At 40.6% G+C, this 17,701-nt stretch carries 14 protein-coding genes; 12 read left to right on the top strand and 2 right to left on the bottom strand.

Annotated features, from left to right (window positions below; genetic code table 11):
* Position 1: 1 nt before the first annotated feature.
* From walK to FFM63_RS06900, 4 genes are read left to right on the top strand one after another with little or no spacing between them, the layout of a single operon-like run.
* Positions 2-1,831 carry a cell wall metabolism sensor histidine kinase WalK gene (gene walK, locus FFM63_RS06915; protein ID WP_137609590.1) on the top strand — a complete coding sequence of 610 codons (1,830 nt, stop codon included), beginning with the start codon at positions 2-4 and terminating at the stop codon, positions 1,829-1,831.
* Positions 1,828-3,141 (top strand): YycH family regulatory protein, encoded by a 1,314-nt coding sequence (locus FFM63_RS06910; protein ID WP_137609589.1) that lies wholly within the window; start codon positions 1,828-1,830, stop codon positions 3,139-3,141. Before walK ends, FFM63_RS06910 begins: the two co-directional genes overlap by 4 nt.
* A complete protein-coding gene (locus FFM63_RS06905) occupies positions 3,142-3,987 on the top strand; it encodes a two-component system regulatory protein YycI (RefSeq protein ID WP_137609588.1) in 846 nt (281 codons plus the stop codon).
* Positions 3,988-4,036: 49 nt separating this feature from the next.
* Positions 4,037-4,846, top strand: a complete 810-nt coding sequence (locus FFM63_RS06900; RefSeq protein WP_137609587.1) for an MBL fold metallo-hydrolase — start codon at positions 4,037-4,039, stop codon at positions 4,844-4,846.
* A 115-nt stretch (positions 4,847-4,961) separates the two neighbouring features.
* Here FFM63_RS06900 and FFM63_RS06895 read toward each other — a convergent pair whose 3' ends face one another.
* Entirely contained in the window at positions 4,962-5,582 is a 621-nt protein-coding gene (locus FFM63_RS06895; RefSeq protein ID WP_137609586.1) for an NAD(P)-dependent oxidoreductase, read from the bottom strand.
* Between the two features lie 136 nt (positions 5,583-5,718).
* Positions 5,719-6,360 (bottom strand): CPBP family intramembrane glutamic endopeptidase, encoded by a 642-nt coding sequence (locus FFM63_RS06890; protein ID WP_137609585.1) that lies wholly within the window; start codon positions 6,358-6,360, stop codon positions 5,719-5,721.
* Positions 6,361-6,555: 195 nt separating this feature from the next.
* On the opposite strand from FFM63_RS06890, the gene groES reads away from it, so the two are divergent.
* From groES to FFM63_RS06850, 8 genes are all read left to right on the top strand, one after another.
* Positions 6,556-6,840, top strand: coding sequence for a co-chaperone GroES (gene groES, locus FFM63_RS06885; RefSeq protein ID WP_137609584.1), 285 nt, complete (start codon positions 6,556-6,558; stop codon positions 6,838-6,840).
* Between the two features lie 23 nt (positions 6,841-6,863).
* The gene (gene groL, locus FFM63_RS06880) at positions 6,864-8,489 is read left to right on the top strand and encodes a chaperonin GroEL (RefSeq protein ID WP_137609583.1); all 1,626 of its coding nucleotides are present in this window, start codon (positions 6,864-6,866) and stop codon (positions 8,487-8,489) included.
* A gap of 453 nt (positions 8,490-8,942) precedes the next feature.
* On the top strand, positions 8,943-11,858 hold the full coding sequence (locus FFM63_RS06875; RefSeq protein WP_137609582.1) for an NADH-dependent flavin oxidoreductase: 2,916 nt from the start codon (positions 8,943-8,945) through the stop codon (positions 11,856-11,858).
* Positions 11,859-12,009: 151 nt separating this feature from the next.
* Positions 12,010-12,366 (top strand): DUF1827 family protein, encoded by a 357-nt coding sequence (locus FFM63_RS06870; protein ID WP_137609581.1) that lies wholly within the window; start codon positions 12,010-12,012, stop codon positions 12,364-12,366.
* Between the two features lie 270 nt (positions 12,367-12,636).
* Positions 12,637-14,109 (top strand): nicotinate phosphoribosyltransferase, encoded by a 1,473-nt coding sequence (locus tag FFM63_RS06865; protein ID WP_137609580.1) that lies wholly within the window; start codon positions 12,637-12,639, stop codon positions 14,107-14,109.
* Between the two features lie 15 nt (positions 14,110-14,124).
* Positions 14,125-14,949, top strand: coding sequence for an NAD(+) synthase (nadE, locus tag FFM63_RS06860; RefSeq protein WP_137609579.1), 825 nt, complete (start codon positions 14,125-14,127; stop codon positions 14,947-14,949).
* Positions 14,950-15,090: 141 nt separating this feature from the next.
* Entirely contained in the window at positions 15,091-16,890 is a 1,800-nt protein-coding gene (locus FFM63_RS06855) for a sulfatase-like hydrolase/transferase (RefSeq protein ID WP_137609578.1), read from the top strand.
* 22 nt (positions 16,891-16,912) lie between these two features.
* Positions 16,913-17,686: a tRNA 2-thiocytidine biosynthesis TtcA family protein gene (locus FFM63_RS06850; RefSeq protein ID WP_137609577.1), complete on the top strand. Its 774-nt coding sequence runs from the start codon at positions 16,913-16,915 to the stop codon at positions 17,684-17,686.
* Positions 17,687-17,701: the final 15 nt, after the last annotated feature.

Raw genomic sequence — 17,701 nt, 5'->3', positions numbered from 1 at the left:
TATGGAAAAGAGAGTCCGTTTTTACCGATCAGTCAATTTTAAGATCGCTTTTTCATTTATCTTGATTTTACTGATTTCGATTGAGATCATCGGTGCTTATTTTATCCGAGGACTTGAGACATCAACGATCAACAACTTTACAAAAGATATGAATCAGCGTGTTTCACTGCTGAGTACGACCCTCGGGACTGCGATGGCAGAAGACAGCGCGAATGAGGGAACACAGCTGCAACGCATCCTTGAGAATAATACCGCCGCTGACATCACTGAAATGTGGGTAGTAGACGATAAAGGGATCGTGATAGCTACCAACGATGTGGGCCAAAAAGATTCGATCATTGGCAAGAAAAATGAATACAGCGATATTGATGACTTTTCAATAAAACAGTATGTGACACTGGATGACAATAATAAACGCGTGTGTATCAATGTCCAACCTATTCAGTCCCCGACCGGCGATTCGGCTGTGATCGGGGCTCTTTATGTTAAAAGCGACATTGAACAAAAATATACGGAGATCAGCAATACTGCCTTGATTTTCTTTACCGCATCTTTGATCGCCGGTTTGATTTCGATCATCGTGTCGTTATTAGTAGCACGATCGATTACTAAACCGATCAAAGAGATGCAAAAACAAGCGGTTCGAATCGCTCAAGGCGACTATTCTGAGAAAGTTGATGTACAAGGCCATGATGAATTGAGCCAACTGGCAGAAACCTTCAATAAATTATCCGACCGAATCGAAGACGCGCAAGATACGATGGAAGCGGAGCGAAATCGATTAGATAGTGTTTTGACGCACATGACAGATGGCGTCATTGCTACGGATCGCCGTGGGAAAGTCATCACGATCAATGAGATGGCGTTGTCGTTATTACACACGACAAGTGAGCAAGCAATCGGTCAATCAATTTTGACGTTGCTTGATCTAGAAGAAGAATATACGTTGCGGAAATTATTAGAAGCACCGGAAGAAATTTTGATTGAGCGCTCGAAATCCGATTTGGATGAAGATCGGATGACACTGCGTTCAGATTTTGCGATGATTCGCCGCGAATCTGGCTTTATCAGCGGACTGGTTGTCGTATTACATGATGTTACTGAACAAGAAAAAACAGCGGAAGAGCGCCGCCAATTTGTTTCAAATGTTTCCCATGAATTACGGACGCCGCTAACGAGTGTTCGCAGTTATTTAGAAGCGTTGGAAGAAGGTGTGTGGAAAGATGAGATCGTCGCTCCACAATTTATTCATGTAACGCTCGGCGAGACCGACCGGATGATTCGGATGATCAATGATCTGCTGAATCTATCTCGGATGGATTCAGGCGCTCAGCAGTTGGATCTGGAATTGGTGAATTTTAACGAATTGGTCGATTATGCGTTGGATCGCTTTGATATGATGGTGACTAGCCAAGAGAAAAATTATCGGATCGTCCGCGAATTTACAGAACGTGATTTGTGGGTTGAAATCGATACTGATAAAATCATGCAAGTTATCGACAATATTATGAACAATGCGATCAAGTATTCACCAGACGGCGGAAAAATTTCAGTTCACTTAATGGAAACTCATAATAATGTAGTTTTAAGCATTTCTGATGAAGGTTTGGGAATCCCTAAAAAAGATTTGGAAAAAGTGTTTGAACGTTTTTATCGAGTGGATAAAGCACGGGCTCGTCAACAAGGCGGGACAGGGCTAGGTTTGGCGATTTCTAAAGAAGTCATGAAAGCCCATCAAGGTCAAATCTGGGTTGAAAGTGTCGAAGGTAAAGGGTCAACATTCTATATTTCTTTACCTTATGAACCTTATGAGGAGGATATTTGGGAATGAAATTATCAGAAAAAATCCTTCGCGCCGCGCTAGGCGTTTTGATCCTGCTGAGCCTTGTCTTGACCTATGCTATTTGGCTGAGCCCAACTTCTAAAACAGCTAATGTGAATACTAGCAAGCAAGCAGTAAAAAATGATCAGAACTACGCAAAAGCGACCGATGCTTTTTTACCAATCCGAGGAATTTGGAATGTAGCCGAAGGAAAATTTCAAACTAGCAGTGAGAATTTATTGGCAACGACGCAAGCTCGGTTAACTGAAGGAACGTACGGTCAGCTTCATGAAGTTGCACAAAATACAGAAGAAATCAAAGAATATTACAATTTAGATGATGGAATCGAGTTAAATTACGAGGGCGGCTTTTTATTGTCCGAGTATGTAAAGGTTTTTGATATGCCGGTCAGCTTGGACTCGCTAAAAGAAGGCACAAAAATTACTTTTTCGCAAATTCAAGTCGACTTCGCTAAGAAAAAGATTCGATTTTTGAATTACAATAAAGGGACTGTGTACGAAGCGACGATCTCAGCAGATTTTACCGGGCTGACAACGATCTTTCAAAAAAATCAGACACGTTATTTAGCGATGTCTGATGAAGATCCTGTAGTGCCGCGCTTGTTGCGGACCAAAGATCGAGTTCGTTTGAAAAAATACAGTTACATTTTGACGACACAATCGTATTCACTGTTCCGCAATGCCTTTTTCCGCAATCCGGATCAAGCAAAAGGTGAGGAAGAAGCCAGCGGTACACGTTCTTTTGTCAGCGGTCATGAAGAACTGATGATGGACGAACAAAAACGGTTAGTCACCTTTAAAGGCGAGTTGCCAACGGATTTGACCAATGAAAGTGTCTACAGCCAAAGTTTCAACTACGTCAGCCGCTTGGGAACAGCAGTCGGCAACTTACGCTATTTCGATCATCACGAAGGACAGATCAATTATCGGATATTTGTTGAAGGCTACCCAGTCTTCAGTAACTCATCAAAAGGCAAGATGAGCGTCAAGGTCGAACAAGATCCGGATGCTTCAACGCCTCAGGTCACGATCGAAACTAGTATGGATACCGTCCAAGTACCGATTCCTTCTGATGAAGAAGTCGAGCTGCCAAGCACCTTGGAAGTTGAAAATAATCTGGCCGCAGTCGGGATTGATCTTACGAAGGTTCAAAATTATATCATTGGATATAGTTGGCAGGACATCGATGGCGTAAATAAATTAGTAGCTTTGACTCCAGAATGGTTCGTCAAATATGACAACACGTGGTATCCTGCTAATCAGCTGATGCAAGGAAACCTAGAAACGGGGGCGAACTAATTGGATTTTAGAAAAATCGAGTGGATCTTTCTTTTCGTTTTTATGGGGCTGAATATCTTTCTTTTCAGCATTTATTGGAGCAACCAGCATGAGCAGAGTTTGGTCACGAATTCAAATCAGCGAGAAGACATTATGCGCCGTTTGGAAAATGATGACATTACGATCAAGGATGAAATTTCTGAAGCGCATCAAGAAGGGTATTATTTAAGCGCGGAACAAGATAATTTTGATTCTTTAGTAAGTGACGCGGCGAATCAAATGATCGCCCAAAATTCGAATGTTTCCGATCGGGTTTTGACCAATTATCCAACGAGTGAAGCGACCTTTGATTTAAAGAAGGCGACGAATAGTTTCAATCATTTAATGAAGGATAAAGAATTTATTATGCACGGTGAAGAATATACGTACTTGCCGGATATTTCTAAAAAAGATGACGATCTAGGGAAAATCGTGGGCGCTCAAAGTTATGAAGGCATCCCGTTTATCGATGAAACTTCGCGGGTAACATTGGATATAGACGACAGCAATGACCAAGAACAAGTAGTAAAATACACCCAGACGCGAGTGAAAGAGATCGAACCGCTACGGGAGAAAATGGCGCTGTACTCACAAAAAGAGATTTTAAACACGTTGTACATCAATAATAATATTCCTAATAAATCAACGATCACCAATATTTATCTTGGCTACTTCAAAACCCTTGAAGTACGAGAAAAAAATGTTTATGTTCCTGTTTGGTTCGTCAAGATAAAGACGTCAGACAAGACGACACAAATTGAAAAAGTCAACGCCTTGAACAACCAAGTGATTACGAATAATTTAGTTCCGAAGGTGGAAAATCCCTAAAAAGGGTTGTATACTGAGAACAGTTTTTAAAAGAGAGGACTAAGTGCTCATGTTAGAATTAAATAATGCCTTCAATGTCAGCATTTTAGCTAGCGGAAGTACGGGTAATTCTTTGTACTTAGAGAGTCCGCAAAAAAGTATTTTAGTCGATGCTGGCTTGAGCGGGAAAAAGATCACTTCATTATTAGCAGAAGTCGATCGGAAACCTGAGGATCTAGATGCAATTTTAGTCACCCACGAACACCGGGATCATATCCATGGCGTTGGAGTGCTTGCAAGAAAATATAAATTACCTGTTTATGCCAATGAAAAAACATGGGAAGCGATGGCTCCTTTGATTGGAAAAATCGATGTAGCACAAAAATATATCTTTGAAATGGGAAAAGTTCTGACTTTTGGCGATTTCGATATTGAAAGTTTCGGTGTTTCCCACGATGCGGCAGCACCGCAGTTCTATCGTTTTTATAAAGATGGCCACTCGTTTGTGACATTGACTGATACAGGTTATGCCAGCGAACAAGTCAGAGGAACGATTCGTGATGCCGATGCGTATTTAGTTGAAAGCAATCATGATTTAGAAATGCTACGTATGGGTGCGTATCCTTGGAGTTTGAAACAACGGATTTTGGGAGACCGAGGACATTTGTCCAATGATGACGGAGCCTTAGTCATGACTGATATTCTAGGTGATCGGACAAAACGTATTTACTTGGGACATCTAAGCAGGGAAAATAATATGAAAGAATTGGCGCATATGACGATGGAAGAAACTTTGACGCGGTATGATCTTGGAGTAAACCATCAGTTTCAAATCTTTGATACCGACCCCGACAGTGCGACTGAATTATTTGCAATTTAGACTCTTACTGAAAAATGTATAGCAAAAGGTGGGTCTATCAACAAGCGACCTGCGCGAAAACATTTATTCATAAAAAAAGACTGCGGCCTAATCAGGTCGCAGTCCTTTTTGCTTTTTAATTGTAGACACTGAAGTGCTGATTTAGATGATGCGGCTCAATGACCTCATCGATAATGGCGATAGCATAATCGGCCATACTGATTTCACTATAACCTGCTGCATTTTTTTGTAAGTGATCGTCACTAAGTTGATACTTTCCAGTGCGTTCGCCATTTGGAACAAAATTTGCGGCCGGACTTAGATAGGTCCAATTTACGCCATCTGCGGTTTTTAACTTTAAAAATGCTTGGTACATATTGTAAGCCGTTGGATAATAATCAGCCTTAGGATCAGAAAAATCGATCATCCGGTGGGTCTCATCGATAAATAAAGAAGAAGCGCCGCCGACAACGATCAAACGAGTATCTGTTCCTTGTAAAATAGTGCTGAGCTGTTTTAGCGATGTTTGATGCAGTTCTTCTTGACCAACTGGGGGACGAAAGGCGTCGATCACTACATCAAATGAAGCCAAATCTGCTTTTGTAAGATCAAATAAATCTTTAACTAAAACGGGAACATCCACCGTTAATTTTGCTGGATGACGGACGACGGCTGTAACTGCTAGATCACGAGCTAGCGCTTCTTGTAAAATCAAAGATCCGGCGTGTCCAGTCGCGCCGATAATTGCTAATTTCATAAAATGACCTCCTTATTACTGATTATTTTAGATTGTTAAAATAATTTAGCTCCTAAGAAAAAATCTTCTTAGACTAAGTACACTCAGTTTAAGAAGATTTTCCTAAAAAGGCAAAAGATTTGTATTGCGAAACAGATTAAGATTGCAGGGCTAGTTGTGTCAACACAACTAATAGGTTCATCCCCACATGAGTGATCATCGAAGTCCAGATTCGTCCGCTATAGTGATACATTCCGCAGAATAAGAAACCTAATCCAGCATATAAAAGATAATGACCGTCATTATGTGCTAATGCGAAAAGTACCGAACTCAGCAGTGCCGGAATGAAGAAGCCGAATCTTTTTTCCAATGAACCAAAAATCGCGCGCCGAAAGACAAATTCTTCCATAATCGGTCCAGCGATCGTTGTTGCTAAAATAAAAATCATATTATCTTGGATTAATTGGACGATCGTTTGCGTATTTTGAGAAGAAACAGATTGTCCTAAAAACCGCTGTTCGATCTGCAAGATGACCATCTGCAGTAATAAAGAAACCGGGACACCGATGATTCCAATTAAAATTGTGATTGGGACATTTTTTTTCTGGCTCTCCAGACTGAATAGCTGCGATTTGAAGCGATAAAAAATCATCAGCAGTGCGCCGATAAAATAAGCGAAGGTTGTCAGCTGGATAATCTGTGCCGAACTTGCCTGAAAGAACCCTTGAAATATAATAGGCGAAAACAAAACCAATCCGTAAGTAAAGATCGTAACGAAGCTATATATTTTTTTATTCATACGTTTTCCTTTCTGGATACTTGTTGTGTTAAAGTATAGCATAATTTCTTTGATCGCTTAGTAGGAGAAAATTTAAAAAAGCAATCGAAGGACTTGCAAAAAGAACTAGAAATGGTATTATAAGAAATGTGAGTTAGCACTCTTGGTTATTGAGTGCTAATTATTAAAAATCATTACTAGTTGGAGGGATTTATCGTGTTAAAACCATTAGGTGATCGTGTCGTTCTTGAAGTCACTGAAGAAGAAGAAAAAACAATTGGAGGCCTAGTCTTAGCTTCTGCGGCCAAAGAAAAACCACAAACAGCGAAAGTTGTGGCAGTTGGTGAAGGGAATGTACTGGAAAATGGTCAAAAAAGTCCAATGCCAGTAGCTATTGGTGATATGGTAATGTTTGAAAAATATGCAGGTACAGAAGTTAAATATGACGGCAGTGAATACTTGATCATCGCTGCAAAAGATATTATGGCAATTGTAGAATAAAAAATTAATGAGGTGAAAGAATCATGGCAAAAGATATTAAATTTTCTGAAGATGCACGTGCAGCAATGCTTCGCGGTGTAGACAAATTAGCAGATACAGTAAAAGTAACATTAGGGCCAAAAGGACGTAATGTTGTTCTGGAAAAATCTTACGGCTCTCCATTGATCACTAATGACGGTGTAACGATCGCAAAAGACATCGAATTAGAAGATCATTTTGAAAACATGGGCGCAAAGCTTGTTTCTGAAGTAGCTTCAAAAACTAATGACATCGCAGGTGACGGTACAACAACAGCGACTGTCTTGACTCAAGCAATCGTTCGCGAAGGGTTGAAAAACGTGACTGCTGGCGCAAACCCAATGGGAATCCGCCGCGGAATCGAATTAGCAACAAAAACAGCGGTGGAAGAACTACACAGCATTTCTAAAGTTGTCGATTCAAAAGATGCGATCGCTCAAGTTGCGGCTGTTTCTTCTGGTAGTGAAGAAGTCGGCAAACTAATCGCTGAAGCAATGGAAAAAGTCGGTAACGATGGCGTTATCACAATTGAAGAATCAAAAGGAATCGATACAGAATTAGATGTCGTTGAAGGAATGCAATTTGACCGTGGTTACTTATCACAATACATGGTAACTGACAACGATAAAATGGAAGCAGCTTTAGAAAATCCATATATCTTGATCACAGACAAAAAAATCTCGAACATCCAAGACATTTTGCCTTTGTTAGAACAAGTCTTGCAACAATCTCGTTCACTATTGATCATCGCTGATGACGTTGATGGCGAAGCTTTACCAACTTTAGTCTTAAACAAAATCCGCGGTACGTTTAATGTAGTAGCAGTAAAAGCTCCTGGTTTTGGTGATCGTCGTAAAGCAATGCTTGAAGATATCGCAGTCTTAACAGGTGCAACAGTGATCACAGAAGATCTTGGTTTAGATCTTAAAGAAGCAACGATCGAAAACTTAGGAACTGCTGGTAAAGTAGTTGTTGATAAAGACAATACAACAATCGTTGAAGGTGCTGGCGATAAAGCTGCTTTGACAGATCGAGTTGAAATGATTAAACGTCAAATCGGTGAAACAACTTCTGATTTTGATCGTGAAAAACTACAAGAACGTTTAGCAAAACTTGCTGGCGGTGTTGCAGTAGTTAAAGTCGGTGCGGCAACTGAAACAGAACTAAAAGAATTGAAACTACGGATTGAAGATGCGTTGAACTCAACACGCGCTGCTGTTGAAGAAGGAATCGTTTCTGGCGGCGGAACTGCATTAGTCAACGTAATCAGAAAAGTTTCTGACTTAGATGCTGAAGGCGATGTAGCTACTGGTATCAAGATTGTCGTGCGTGCTTTAGAAGAACCTGTTCGTCAAATCGCTGAAAATGCTGGTTTCGAAGGTTCAGTCGTGATCGACAAATTGAAAAATGCGGATCATGGCACTGGTTTTAACGCAGCAACTGGTGAATATATCAATATGATCGATGCGGGTATCGTTGACCCAACGAAAGTTACTCGTTCAGCTTTACAAAATGCAGCCTCTGTATCAGCTCTATTATTAACAACTGAAGCAGTTGTTGCTGACAAACCTGTTGAAGGCGGAGCAGCGGCACCAGCAATGGATCCATCAATGATGGGCGGCATGATGTAATCAAGCTTTAAATGTAAAAAAGGTTAGTAAAAATAGTTTGGTTTAGCTAATTAAAAGTCAAGAAAGATATTTAGCTCGAATTATTTTTGGACAACCGGTCAAAACAGCATGTAATACAACGGACTAGGATATGAACAATATCCTAGTCTTTTTTTATCCTGAAAATATTTCTTGATCATTGAGCAGTATGAGAGCTAGTCACTATATATAAATTTTATCTATTGATTATATGAAAATAAACTATTGGAATTTATTAATTAAATTTCTTACAATGAGCGTAAGAAGAAGCGCGGACTCTTGTTCATAAATTATCAAGCAGAGGGTTTGTGACAGCTGAAAGATTATTGATGAGCAGGCAGCTGCTAAGAACTTTTATTTTGTCGCGTGTCTGTTTATTCATGTGAAATTAGTTACATATTAAAAATTACGTGTTCATACTGAAAGGAGAACCATATGTTAAGAAATTTATTCGATGAGACCCAGTTGTCATCAGGAGCAAGTTTTAAAAATCGTCTGTTTATGTCGCCAATGACTACTCAATCTGCCTTTTATGATGGTGAGATCACACAACAAATTATCGACTATTATGCATTTCGTTCAGGCGATGCGGCGGCAATCATTGTTGAAAGCTGTTTTGTCGAGGACAAAGGCCGCGGATTTCCGGGAGCTTTAGGTGTCGATACGGATAAAAAAATCGCAGGTTTAGCTGAATTAGCAACGGCGATCAAAGCAAAAGGATCAAAAGCTATCATGCAGATCTATCATGCTGGTCGGATGGCTTGGCCTGAAATCAATGGCGGAGCGACGCCAATTTCTGCAAGTCCTGTAGCGGCGTTACGGCCTAATGCGCCTGTTCCGCGTGAGATGACGGAAGAACAAATTTTAGAAATGATCACTTTGTTTGGTGATGCGACGCGTCGTGCGATCAAAGCTGGTTTTGACGGAGTAGAGATCCATGGCGCCAACACATTTATTTTGCAGCAATTTTTCTCTCCGCACTCTAATCGACGGGAAGATGCGTGGGGCGGCAGTCGTGAAAAACGCGCAAAATTTCCATTAGAAGTAATGCGTGAGGTTCAACGAGTGGTTGCTGAGCAAGAGGCCGAGAACTTTATTATTGGGTATCGTTTTTCACCTGAAGAGTTGGAAGAACCAGGGATCCATTTTGAAGACACGATGTATTTATTGAATACGCTTGCGGAATTGCGTCCAGACTATTTCCATTTTTCAATGGGTGCTTATACGCGTCCTTCGATTGTGGAATCAGAGGATCCAGAACCGTTGATCACAAAATACTTGGCACAACGTTCACCGGTATTGGCTCAAATCCCAATCATGGGTGTGGGGTCGATCTTGCAACGAACAGATGCTGAAGATGCACTGAAATTAGGTTATGATTTATTAGCAGTTGGTAAAGGTTTCTTGATCGAACCAAACTGGGTAAATATGATCAAAGAAAATAAAGAAGTAATCGACTATGCGCATGTCGATGCGCAGCGTAAACTGTTGATCCCAACCCCATTATGGAATTTCATGGCATATATGGTCATTGATCCAGAAGAAGAGAAGCGCAAACATGAACGACTAAAAGAATTGCAAAAAGTAAAACTGACTTTCAAACCTGGTACCTATACAGTGGAAGCAAAAGGTCACAATAGCGAACTTGCAATGAATGTGACTTTCTCAGAAGAACGGATCGAAAAAATCGAGGCGGATCAAAGTAATGAGTCTGAAGGCTTATCGGATCAAGTATTTATTCGTTTGCCACAACAAATCATCGAAGGCCAAACCTTGAATGTCGATGTAATCTCCGGAGCTTCGGCTTCTAGTCAAGGTTTGATTGACGGAGTAGCAGAAGCGGTAGAAATGGCAGGCGCCAGCGTGGAAGTATTAAAAGCTCGGCCGAAACCAACTATTCACTGGTCAAAAGAAGTCGTTGAAGAAACGGCTGATGTTGTCATTGTCGGTTCAGGTGCTGCGGGAATAGCAGCGGCATTACGAGCTGATCAGCTGGGCTTAAAAACGATTTTACTAGAAAAAATGAGTTTTGTTGGCGGTGCGATCTCCATCAGTGGTGGAAATCAAGTGGTCATGGGCTCGAAATTACAAGCGGCAGCCGGAGTTACTGACGACACAGTGGAATATATGGTAGAAGACTTTTTAGCTAACGGCAGTGGTTTAAATGTTCCTGAATTGTTGCAGACATTAGCAGAAAATGTTGGTGAAGCAACTGATTGGGTCCATGAATATTTGGGCGTTGAATACGATATGAAGACAGGACTGCATACGTTAGCTGAGTATCGAAAAAATCGTGAGCTAGCCTATGAAGATGGCGGGCATGGTTTTGCTGCAAGTGCTAGAAAAGCATTGGAAAGAAGCAACGTAAATATCTATTTGCAAACAAAAGCAGAAAGTTTGCTGACTGATGGCAAGGGCAAAGTCACCGGTTTAACAGCTGTGGAAGATACTGGCAAACGCCATAACATCCATGCGTCAGCAGTGATTTTGACAACTGGCGGCTATGGCAACAATCCTAATCTGTTAAGTGATAAATTGAATAATATTTTATTCTATGGAACAAAATCTTCGACGGGCGACGGAATCTTGATGACTACGACGCCAGAATTGAATGCGGCTACTCGTTTGATGGAATATGGGAAAATCTATCCAAATGGGGTAGAAGTTTCGCAAGGTTATGCGAAATCAACGATTGGCGGAAATCTTGCAGTATTAAAACGCAATGGACTGCTGGTAAATCCTGCAGGAAAACGAGTAATCAATGAACGGGCAAGTAATAAAGAAATCTTAGAAGTACTGCTGGAACAAGATCCGCAAATGTTATTTTTATTGTTGGATGCCAAACATTTTGAACTCTTTGCTGACGCTGTGGAAGAAGGCGGCATCACACGCGAGGACTTAGCGCGCTGGATGAGCAACGAAAACGAGGCGCCGCAATTTTTCAAAGCGGCTACATTGGAAGAATTAGCAGAAAAAGCTGGAATGGCTTACGAAAGTTTAGTCGAGACAGTGGCACGCTATAATGGCTGGGTAGAAAAACAAAAAGATGAAGACTTTGAACGTCAATTAGAGTTCTTGCAAGAAAAAATCGGGGAAGGTCCTTATTACTTGATTGAACAGAAACCTCGATTTGCAACAACGATGGGTGGATTAGTCGCAAATCGTGATTTGCAGATTATGAACCGCAACGATCAAGCGATTGACGGATTGTATGCAGCCGGTGAAGTAGTCGGAGGTGTAATGGGCAGTGATTCGCCATCTGGGGCGAATAATGCTTGGGCATTGACTTCCGGCAAGCTGGCGGCAGAAAATGTTCAAAAAACAATTAAAGTTGAATATGTAGCACAATAAAAGTGATCCTGAGACATTTGTCTCAGGATTTTTTTCTTTTTTTATAAAAATATTCCATTCATAAAAAAACAGTTGATCGGTATGGTAAAATAATCAGCGAAATGAAAAATAACTCATGTAAACTAAAATAGATGAAGATAGGAGAATGTTAATGAAATTGATTGAGACACCGTTAAACAGCAATGTTAATTTGGAGACGTTATATCCTAATTTAACCAAGTATTTCTTTGATAATCGGCAAGCGGTAAAGCTGCTCAAATTATATGCATATGATCGCACAAAAATTATTTATGTGGATCGTTTTGATACGATCGACTTGTTGTTATTAAATCGTCAACGGAAAATCAGCCATCAAGAAGTGGATACGATCATCCGTCGTGTATTAAAAGTCGAACGAAAAGATGTTATCGTAAACGTTGGCTATAAAAAACAGATCCTAGAAGCAGGATTGCGCCCGAAAGAATCCTACAAAGATATCATCGCGGTAGAATACAAAATTTCAAAATAATGCTGACTAAAGTAATAGTGAAATAGCCTGTGTTAAACACAAGTTGAGCATACGGAGATGAAAAAAGATCCAGCGATTTGCTAAACAGCGAGGCTGTTCTTTAGCAGAAGCTGCGGCAATCAACTGTCGCGGCTTTTTTGTGTTTTCTTTTAAACATTTTATGTTCAAAATTTCTTGCCGCAGTTGGTCAGCTAGAACGACTCACTCAGACCTCTTATGATATAATGAACAAAATAGTTTAAATTACTAAAACGAATGAGGAGCATGACTATGAAAAAGTTGTACAAAGATGACAGTTTGACACTTCATACGGACCTTTATCAAATCAATATGATGAAAACTTATTGGGAGACAGGTCGAGCGGATCTTCAGGCCGTATTTGAGTGTTACTTCCGCAATATGCCATTCGATAATGGCTATGTCATCTTTGCCGGTCTTGAACGACTTGTAAATTATTTGGAAGAATTGACTTTTAGTGAAAGTGATTTGGCATATTTAGCCGAGGTCGAAAAATATCCATCAGATTTTATCGATTATTTACGCGACTTCAAATTCACTTGTACAGTCCGTTCAGCGGTAGAAGGCGAGTTGGTTTTTAACAATGAACCAATCATTCAAGTGGAAGGCCCACTGCTGCAATGCCAACTAGTCGAAACGGCACTTTTAAATATCGTAAATTTCCAAACACTGATCGCGACTAAAGCAGCGCGGATCAAATCAGTGATTGGCAATGATCCATTGTTAGAATTTGGAACACGTCGGGCACAAGAAATGGATGCTGCTTTATGGGGAACTCGCGCAGCCTATATTGGCGGAGCGGATGCGACAAGCAATGTCCGCGCAGGAAAAATTTTTGGAATCCCAGACAGCGGAACTCACGCGCATTCACTGATCCAATCGTATGGCAATGACTACGACGGATTCAAAGCGTACGCTCAAACACATCGCGACTGTGTCTTTTTAGTTGATACGTATGACACGATCAAATCGGGTGTGCCAAATGCGATCAAAGTAGCGAAAGAAATGGGCGATAAGATCAATTTCTTAGGTGTACGGATCGACAGCGGCGACATGGCTTATATTTCTAAACGGGTGCGTCAACAATTAGATGAAGCCGGTTTCCCGGATGCAAAAATCTATGCTTCAAATGATTTAGACGAAAGCACGATCCAAAACTTAAAAATGCAGCATGCCAAAATTGATGTTTGGGGCGTGGGTACGAAATTGATTACCGCTTATGATCAGCCAGCGCTCGGGGCAGTCTTTAAATTAGTATCGATTGAAAATGAGCAAGGTGAAATGGTGGATACGATCAAACTTTCCAGCAATGCAGAAAAAGTCACGACTCCCGGCAAAAAACAAGTTTGGCGAATCACCCGCAATTCTGATGGCAAGTCAGAAGGAGATTACGTGACGTTGTGGAATGAGGATCCGCGTAAACAAGATGAAATTTACATGTTCCACCCAGTCTATCCATACATCAATAAAACCGTGAAAGATTTTGAAGCACGGCCAATCTTGCAAGATATTTTTGTGGACGGAAAACGAATTTATGAACTGCCGAACTTAGAAACAGTCAAGCAGTTTGCTAAAGACAGACTGGATTCATTATGGGAAGAATACAAACGCGGTCTTAATCCGCAAAAATATCCAGTCGATCTTTCTACAGAATGCTGGAACCATAAGAATAATATTATGGAACAAGTACGTAAATCTGTGATGAAAACAGAACAAGGCAATTAAAGGAGTAGATTTTTCATGACGTTGCAAGCAGAGATCATCAAACAATTAGGGACCAAACCAACCATTGACCCACAAGAAGAGATTCGTAAAAGTATAACCTTTTTAAAGTCGTATCTTAAGAAGTATCCGTTTTTAAAAACGTTTGTTTTAGGGATCAGCGGGGGACAAGATTCTTCATTAGCCGGTCGTTTAGCACAACTTGCAATGGAAGAAATGCGGCAAGAAACGGGCGATGCGGACTATAAATTTATCGCTGTTCGCTTGCCTTATGGTACGCAAGCTGATGAAGCTGATGCTAAGAAAGCACTCGAATTTATCAAACCCGATATTAGTTTAAGTGTGAATATCAAACCTGCAGTGGATGCGCAAGTTGCGGCTTTAGCAGAAGCGGGTGTCGCCATCAGTGATTTCAACAAAGGAAATATCAAAGCGCGTCAGCGAATGATCACACAATACGGTATCGCCGGCGACAATCAGGGCGCAGTCATCGGCACCGATCATGCCGCTGAAAATATCACCGGCTTCTTTACCAAATTCGGTGACGGCGGCGCGGATATTGTGCCATTATTCCGTTTGAATAAACGGCAAGGAAAATTGCTGCTGAAAGAATTAGGTGCAGAAGAAGCCTTGTACTTGAAAGTTCCAACGGCTGATCTGGAAGACGGCAAGCCATTAGTCGCCGATGAAGTTGCTTTAGGTGTAACATATGATGATATCGATGATTATTTAGAAGGTAAAGCGATTGATACCGAGGCTCAGAAAACGCTTGAAGCTTGGTGGACTAAAACGCAGCATAAACGGCATCTGCCAATTACGATTTTTGATGATTTTTGGAAATAAACGGTTTAGCGAAGAGTTGTCTTCGCTGAACTTTTTTTTATAGCCAATAGTTAGAAAAGAAGTTGATCAAGCTTTCCGTGTTCTTTACTTTAGCTAGTTTTCTCGCTAAACTAATTAAGAACTCATGGATAGGAGAGAACTATGCAAAAATTTCGAAATCTTCCTTGGCAGCAGCTGCTGAAAATTGGTGGCGTGCTAAGTTTAATCATTGTTTCAAATCTTTTTTTTCAACTGACGCAAAACGAATTTTCATTTGATCTGGCATTTAAATTTGCTTTTTCTTGGCATACGGAAAAATTCTTTTTAGGCTGTTTAGTGCTGCTTATTCTTTATGGCTGGCTCAGCAGTTTTTTAGGCTCGCTGAAGCTGGGGAGTATCGTATATCTTTTAGCAACGATCGGAATCGGCAGTGCCAATTCTTTAAAAATGAATTATCGAATGGAACCAATTTATCCAGATGACTTAAAAATGATTATCGAATTTGGCATGATCCGCGATATAGTCGGGCTCCCGCTTTTTCTTTTGTTTTTATTGCTTATAGCAGCCGGCGCGTGTGTCGTCTTTTTTAGTTGGAAGAAAAGTCTAAAATTAGGCAAGAAACAGCAATGGATCCGCATCGTCGGTTTTGTTTTGACCAGCAGTTTATTGCTCTATGTCGGAAGTTTCAATCAGCAAGCTAATTTATTGCGTAAAGCGTATAACAAGACTGCTTTGTGGATTCCTTATAGTCAGAAGATGAACTATTACAATACCGGTTTTATCGGCGGCTTCTTGTACAACTTGCCGGTAGACGCGATGGAAAAACCGAAAAATTATTCTAAAGCCAAGGTAAAAGAAGTAGTTGATGAGTATCAAGCAGAAAAGGAGTCTGCCGCTGAAAAACCAAACATTGTTTATGTCATGAGCGAAAGTTTTTCTGATCCGCAACGTCTGAAGGGATTGGAAATTTTAGGCGGGGATCCGTTGCAGGACTACCGTTCAGTAGCTGAACAAACATACAGCGGGCAAATGTTGTCGCAAAATTATGGTGGCGGGACAGCAAATATTGAATTTGAAGCATTGACTGGTTTTTCGATGGCGCTTTTTAATGCCCAGATGACCACGCCGTATACAATGTTAGTCCCAGAGTTCGATTCCTTTCCGTCGTTGGTAGGGACGTTAAAAAAACGCGGCTATGAGACAACGGCGATCCATCCGTACAATACTTCGATGTATAAAAGGAAAGATGTCTATCAAACATTTGGTTTTGATCAATTTTTAGATGAAAAGACAATGAAGTACACAGCTAAGCTCGAAAACAATCCCTACATTTCTGATGAGTCGGCATATAAAGAAATCTTGGCTCAATTGAAAGACAAGACGCCGCAATTTTTGCATCTTGTGACGATGCAGACACATATGCCTTACGAAGATAAATATGCAGACCTGCCTTATATCGCTAAAGGAGATAACAGCTCTGCAGACCGCAGTTATTTGCAAGATATTGCCTACAGCAGTGAAGCACTAAAAAATTTCTTGGAAAAATTAGATAAATTGCCTGAACGAACGCTAGTCGTTTTTTGGGGTGATCATTTGCCGGGAATTTATTCTGATACGATCCAATCAGCCAATCAAGGCTATCGATTACATGAAACAGAATTTTTGATGTATGACAATCGCCATGAATTGACTGCTCAACAAGTGACGACCAGTCCGTTTTATTTTGCGGCGGATCTATTTCAACAAGGACAGCTGCAGATGACCGGCTTCCAAAATTTATTAGTCGCTCTGCAAAAAGAGCTGCCCGCTTTTGAAAAAGGAATGTATTATCAAAGTGGACAATGGGGCAAAGAAGCCCGCTTGAACAAAGCACAAGAAAAAATTTATCAAGCATATCAACTGATCCAATATGATGTTACAGCGGGAGAGCAATATAGTTTGCAAGAAAATTTTTTTGAATAGCTAAATGAAAGGAACGAGCGAGATGGGATTTAAAAAGAAAGACAATCAGAATTACTATAATCCGCTGCGCCGTGCGATTTTAACGTATCAAATGATCGAGCCTGGCGACAAAGTAGCAATCGGTATGAGCGGTGGGAAAGATAGTACTACCTTGTTGTATTTATTGAATCGAATTCGACGGCAGCGACGTTTGGGCTTTGATTTTGAACTTGTTCCGATTTTTCTTGATATGGGATTTGACGATTGCGACAGCACACCGATGCAGCAGTTTGTAGCAAGTTTGGGCTACCAACTTGAAATCGTTCCAACGACGATTGCGAAGGTCGTTTTTGATATTCGCGCAGAAAAGTCGCCGTGCTCGTTGTGTGCTAAATTAAGGCGGGGAATTTTATACAATCGTGCGAGTGAACTTGGTTGTCAAAAAGTTGCTTTGGGTCATCATGTAGATGATGCGATCGAGACCTATTTTATGAATTTTTTATTTCACGGACGGTTGAGTAGTTTTGAACCGAAGAGCTATTTATCAAAGACTAACGTGACTTTGATTCGTCCAATGATCTACTTGGAAGAACAGCAAATCATCCAGCTGGTGAAACGAGAAGAACTCCCAGTCGTTTTTAATCCTTGTCCGGTAGATAAAAAGACAAAGCGAGAAGAAATCAAAAACTTGGTGACTAGCGTTGCTAAAAACTATCCAGATATCCGGGAAAAGTTTATAATGGGGATAGAACGAGGTACAACTGAAGATTTTTGGACAAAAGTCTCTAGTGGAAACTCTTACAACTCATTTATCTGAAAGTAGTGATTGTAT

This window comes from Enterococcus pingfangensis, assembly GCF_005405205.1.
Classification (GTDB): Bacteria; Bacillota; Bacilli; order Lactobacillales; family Enterococcaceae; genus Enterococcus_A; species Enterococcus_A pingfangensis.
This window is presented reverse-complemented; position numbering and strand designations above follow the sequence as displayed.

Coding starts and splice junctions, on each gene's coding strand:
- FFM63_RS06865 (WP_137609580.1), top strand. CDS start 12,637: ATGAAAAAGTTGTACAAAGATGACAGTTTGACACTTCATACGGACCTT.
- FFM63_RS06870 (WP_137609581.1), top strand. CDS start 12,010: ATGAAATTGATTGAGACACCGTTAAACAGCAATGTTAATTTGGAGACG.
- FFM63_RS06855 (WP_137609578.1), top strand. CDS start 15,091: ATGCAAAAATTTCGAAATCTTCCTTGGCAGCAGCTGCTGAAAATTGGT.
- FFM63_RS06875 (WP_137609582.1), top strand. CDS start 8,943: ATGTTAAGAAATTTATTCGATGAGACCCAGTTGTCATCAGGAGCAAGT.
- FFM63_RS06900 (WP_137609587.1), top strand. CDS start 4,037: ATGTTAGAATTAAATAATGCCTTCAATGTCAGCATTTTAGCTAGCGGA.
- groL (WP_137609583.1), top strand. CDS start 6,864: ATGGCAAAAGATATTAAATTTTCTGAAGATGCACGTGCAGCAATGCTT.
- nadE (WP_137609579.1), top strand. CDS start 14,125: ATGACGTTGCAAGCAGAGATCATCAAACAATTAGGGACCAAACCAACC.
- FFM63_RS06890 (WP_137609585.1), bottom strand. CDS start 6,360: ATGAATAAAAAAATATATAGCTTCGTTACGATCTTTACTTACGGATTG.
- walK (WP_137609590.1), top strand. CDS start 2: ATGGAAAAGAGAGTCCGTTTTTACCGATCAGTCAATTTTAAGATCGCT.
- FFM63_RS06910 (WP_137609589.1), top strand. CDS start 1,828: ATGAAATTATCAGAAAAAATCCTTCGCGCCGCGCTAGGCGTTTTGATC.
- FFM63_RS06895 (WP_137609586.1), bottom strand. CDS start 5,582: ATGAAATTAGCAATTATCGGCGCGACTGGACACGCCGGATCTTTGATT.
- FFM63_RS06850 (WP_137609577.1), top strand. CDS start 16,913: ATGGGATTTAAAAAGAAAGACAATCAGAATTACTATAATCCGCTGCGC.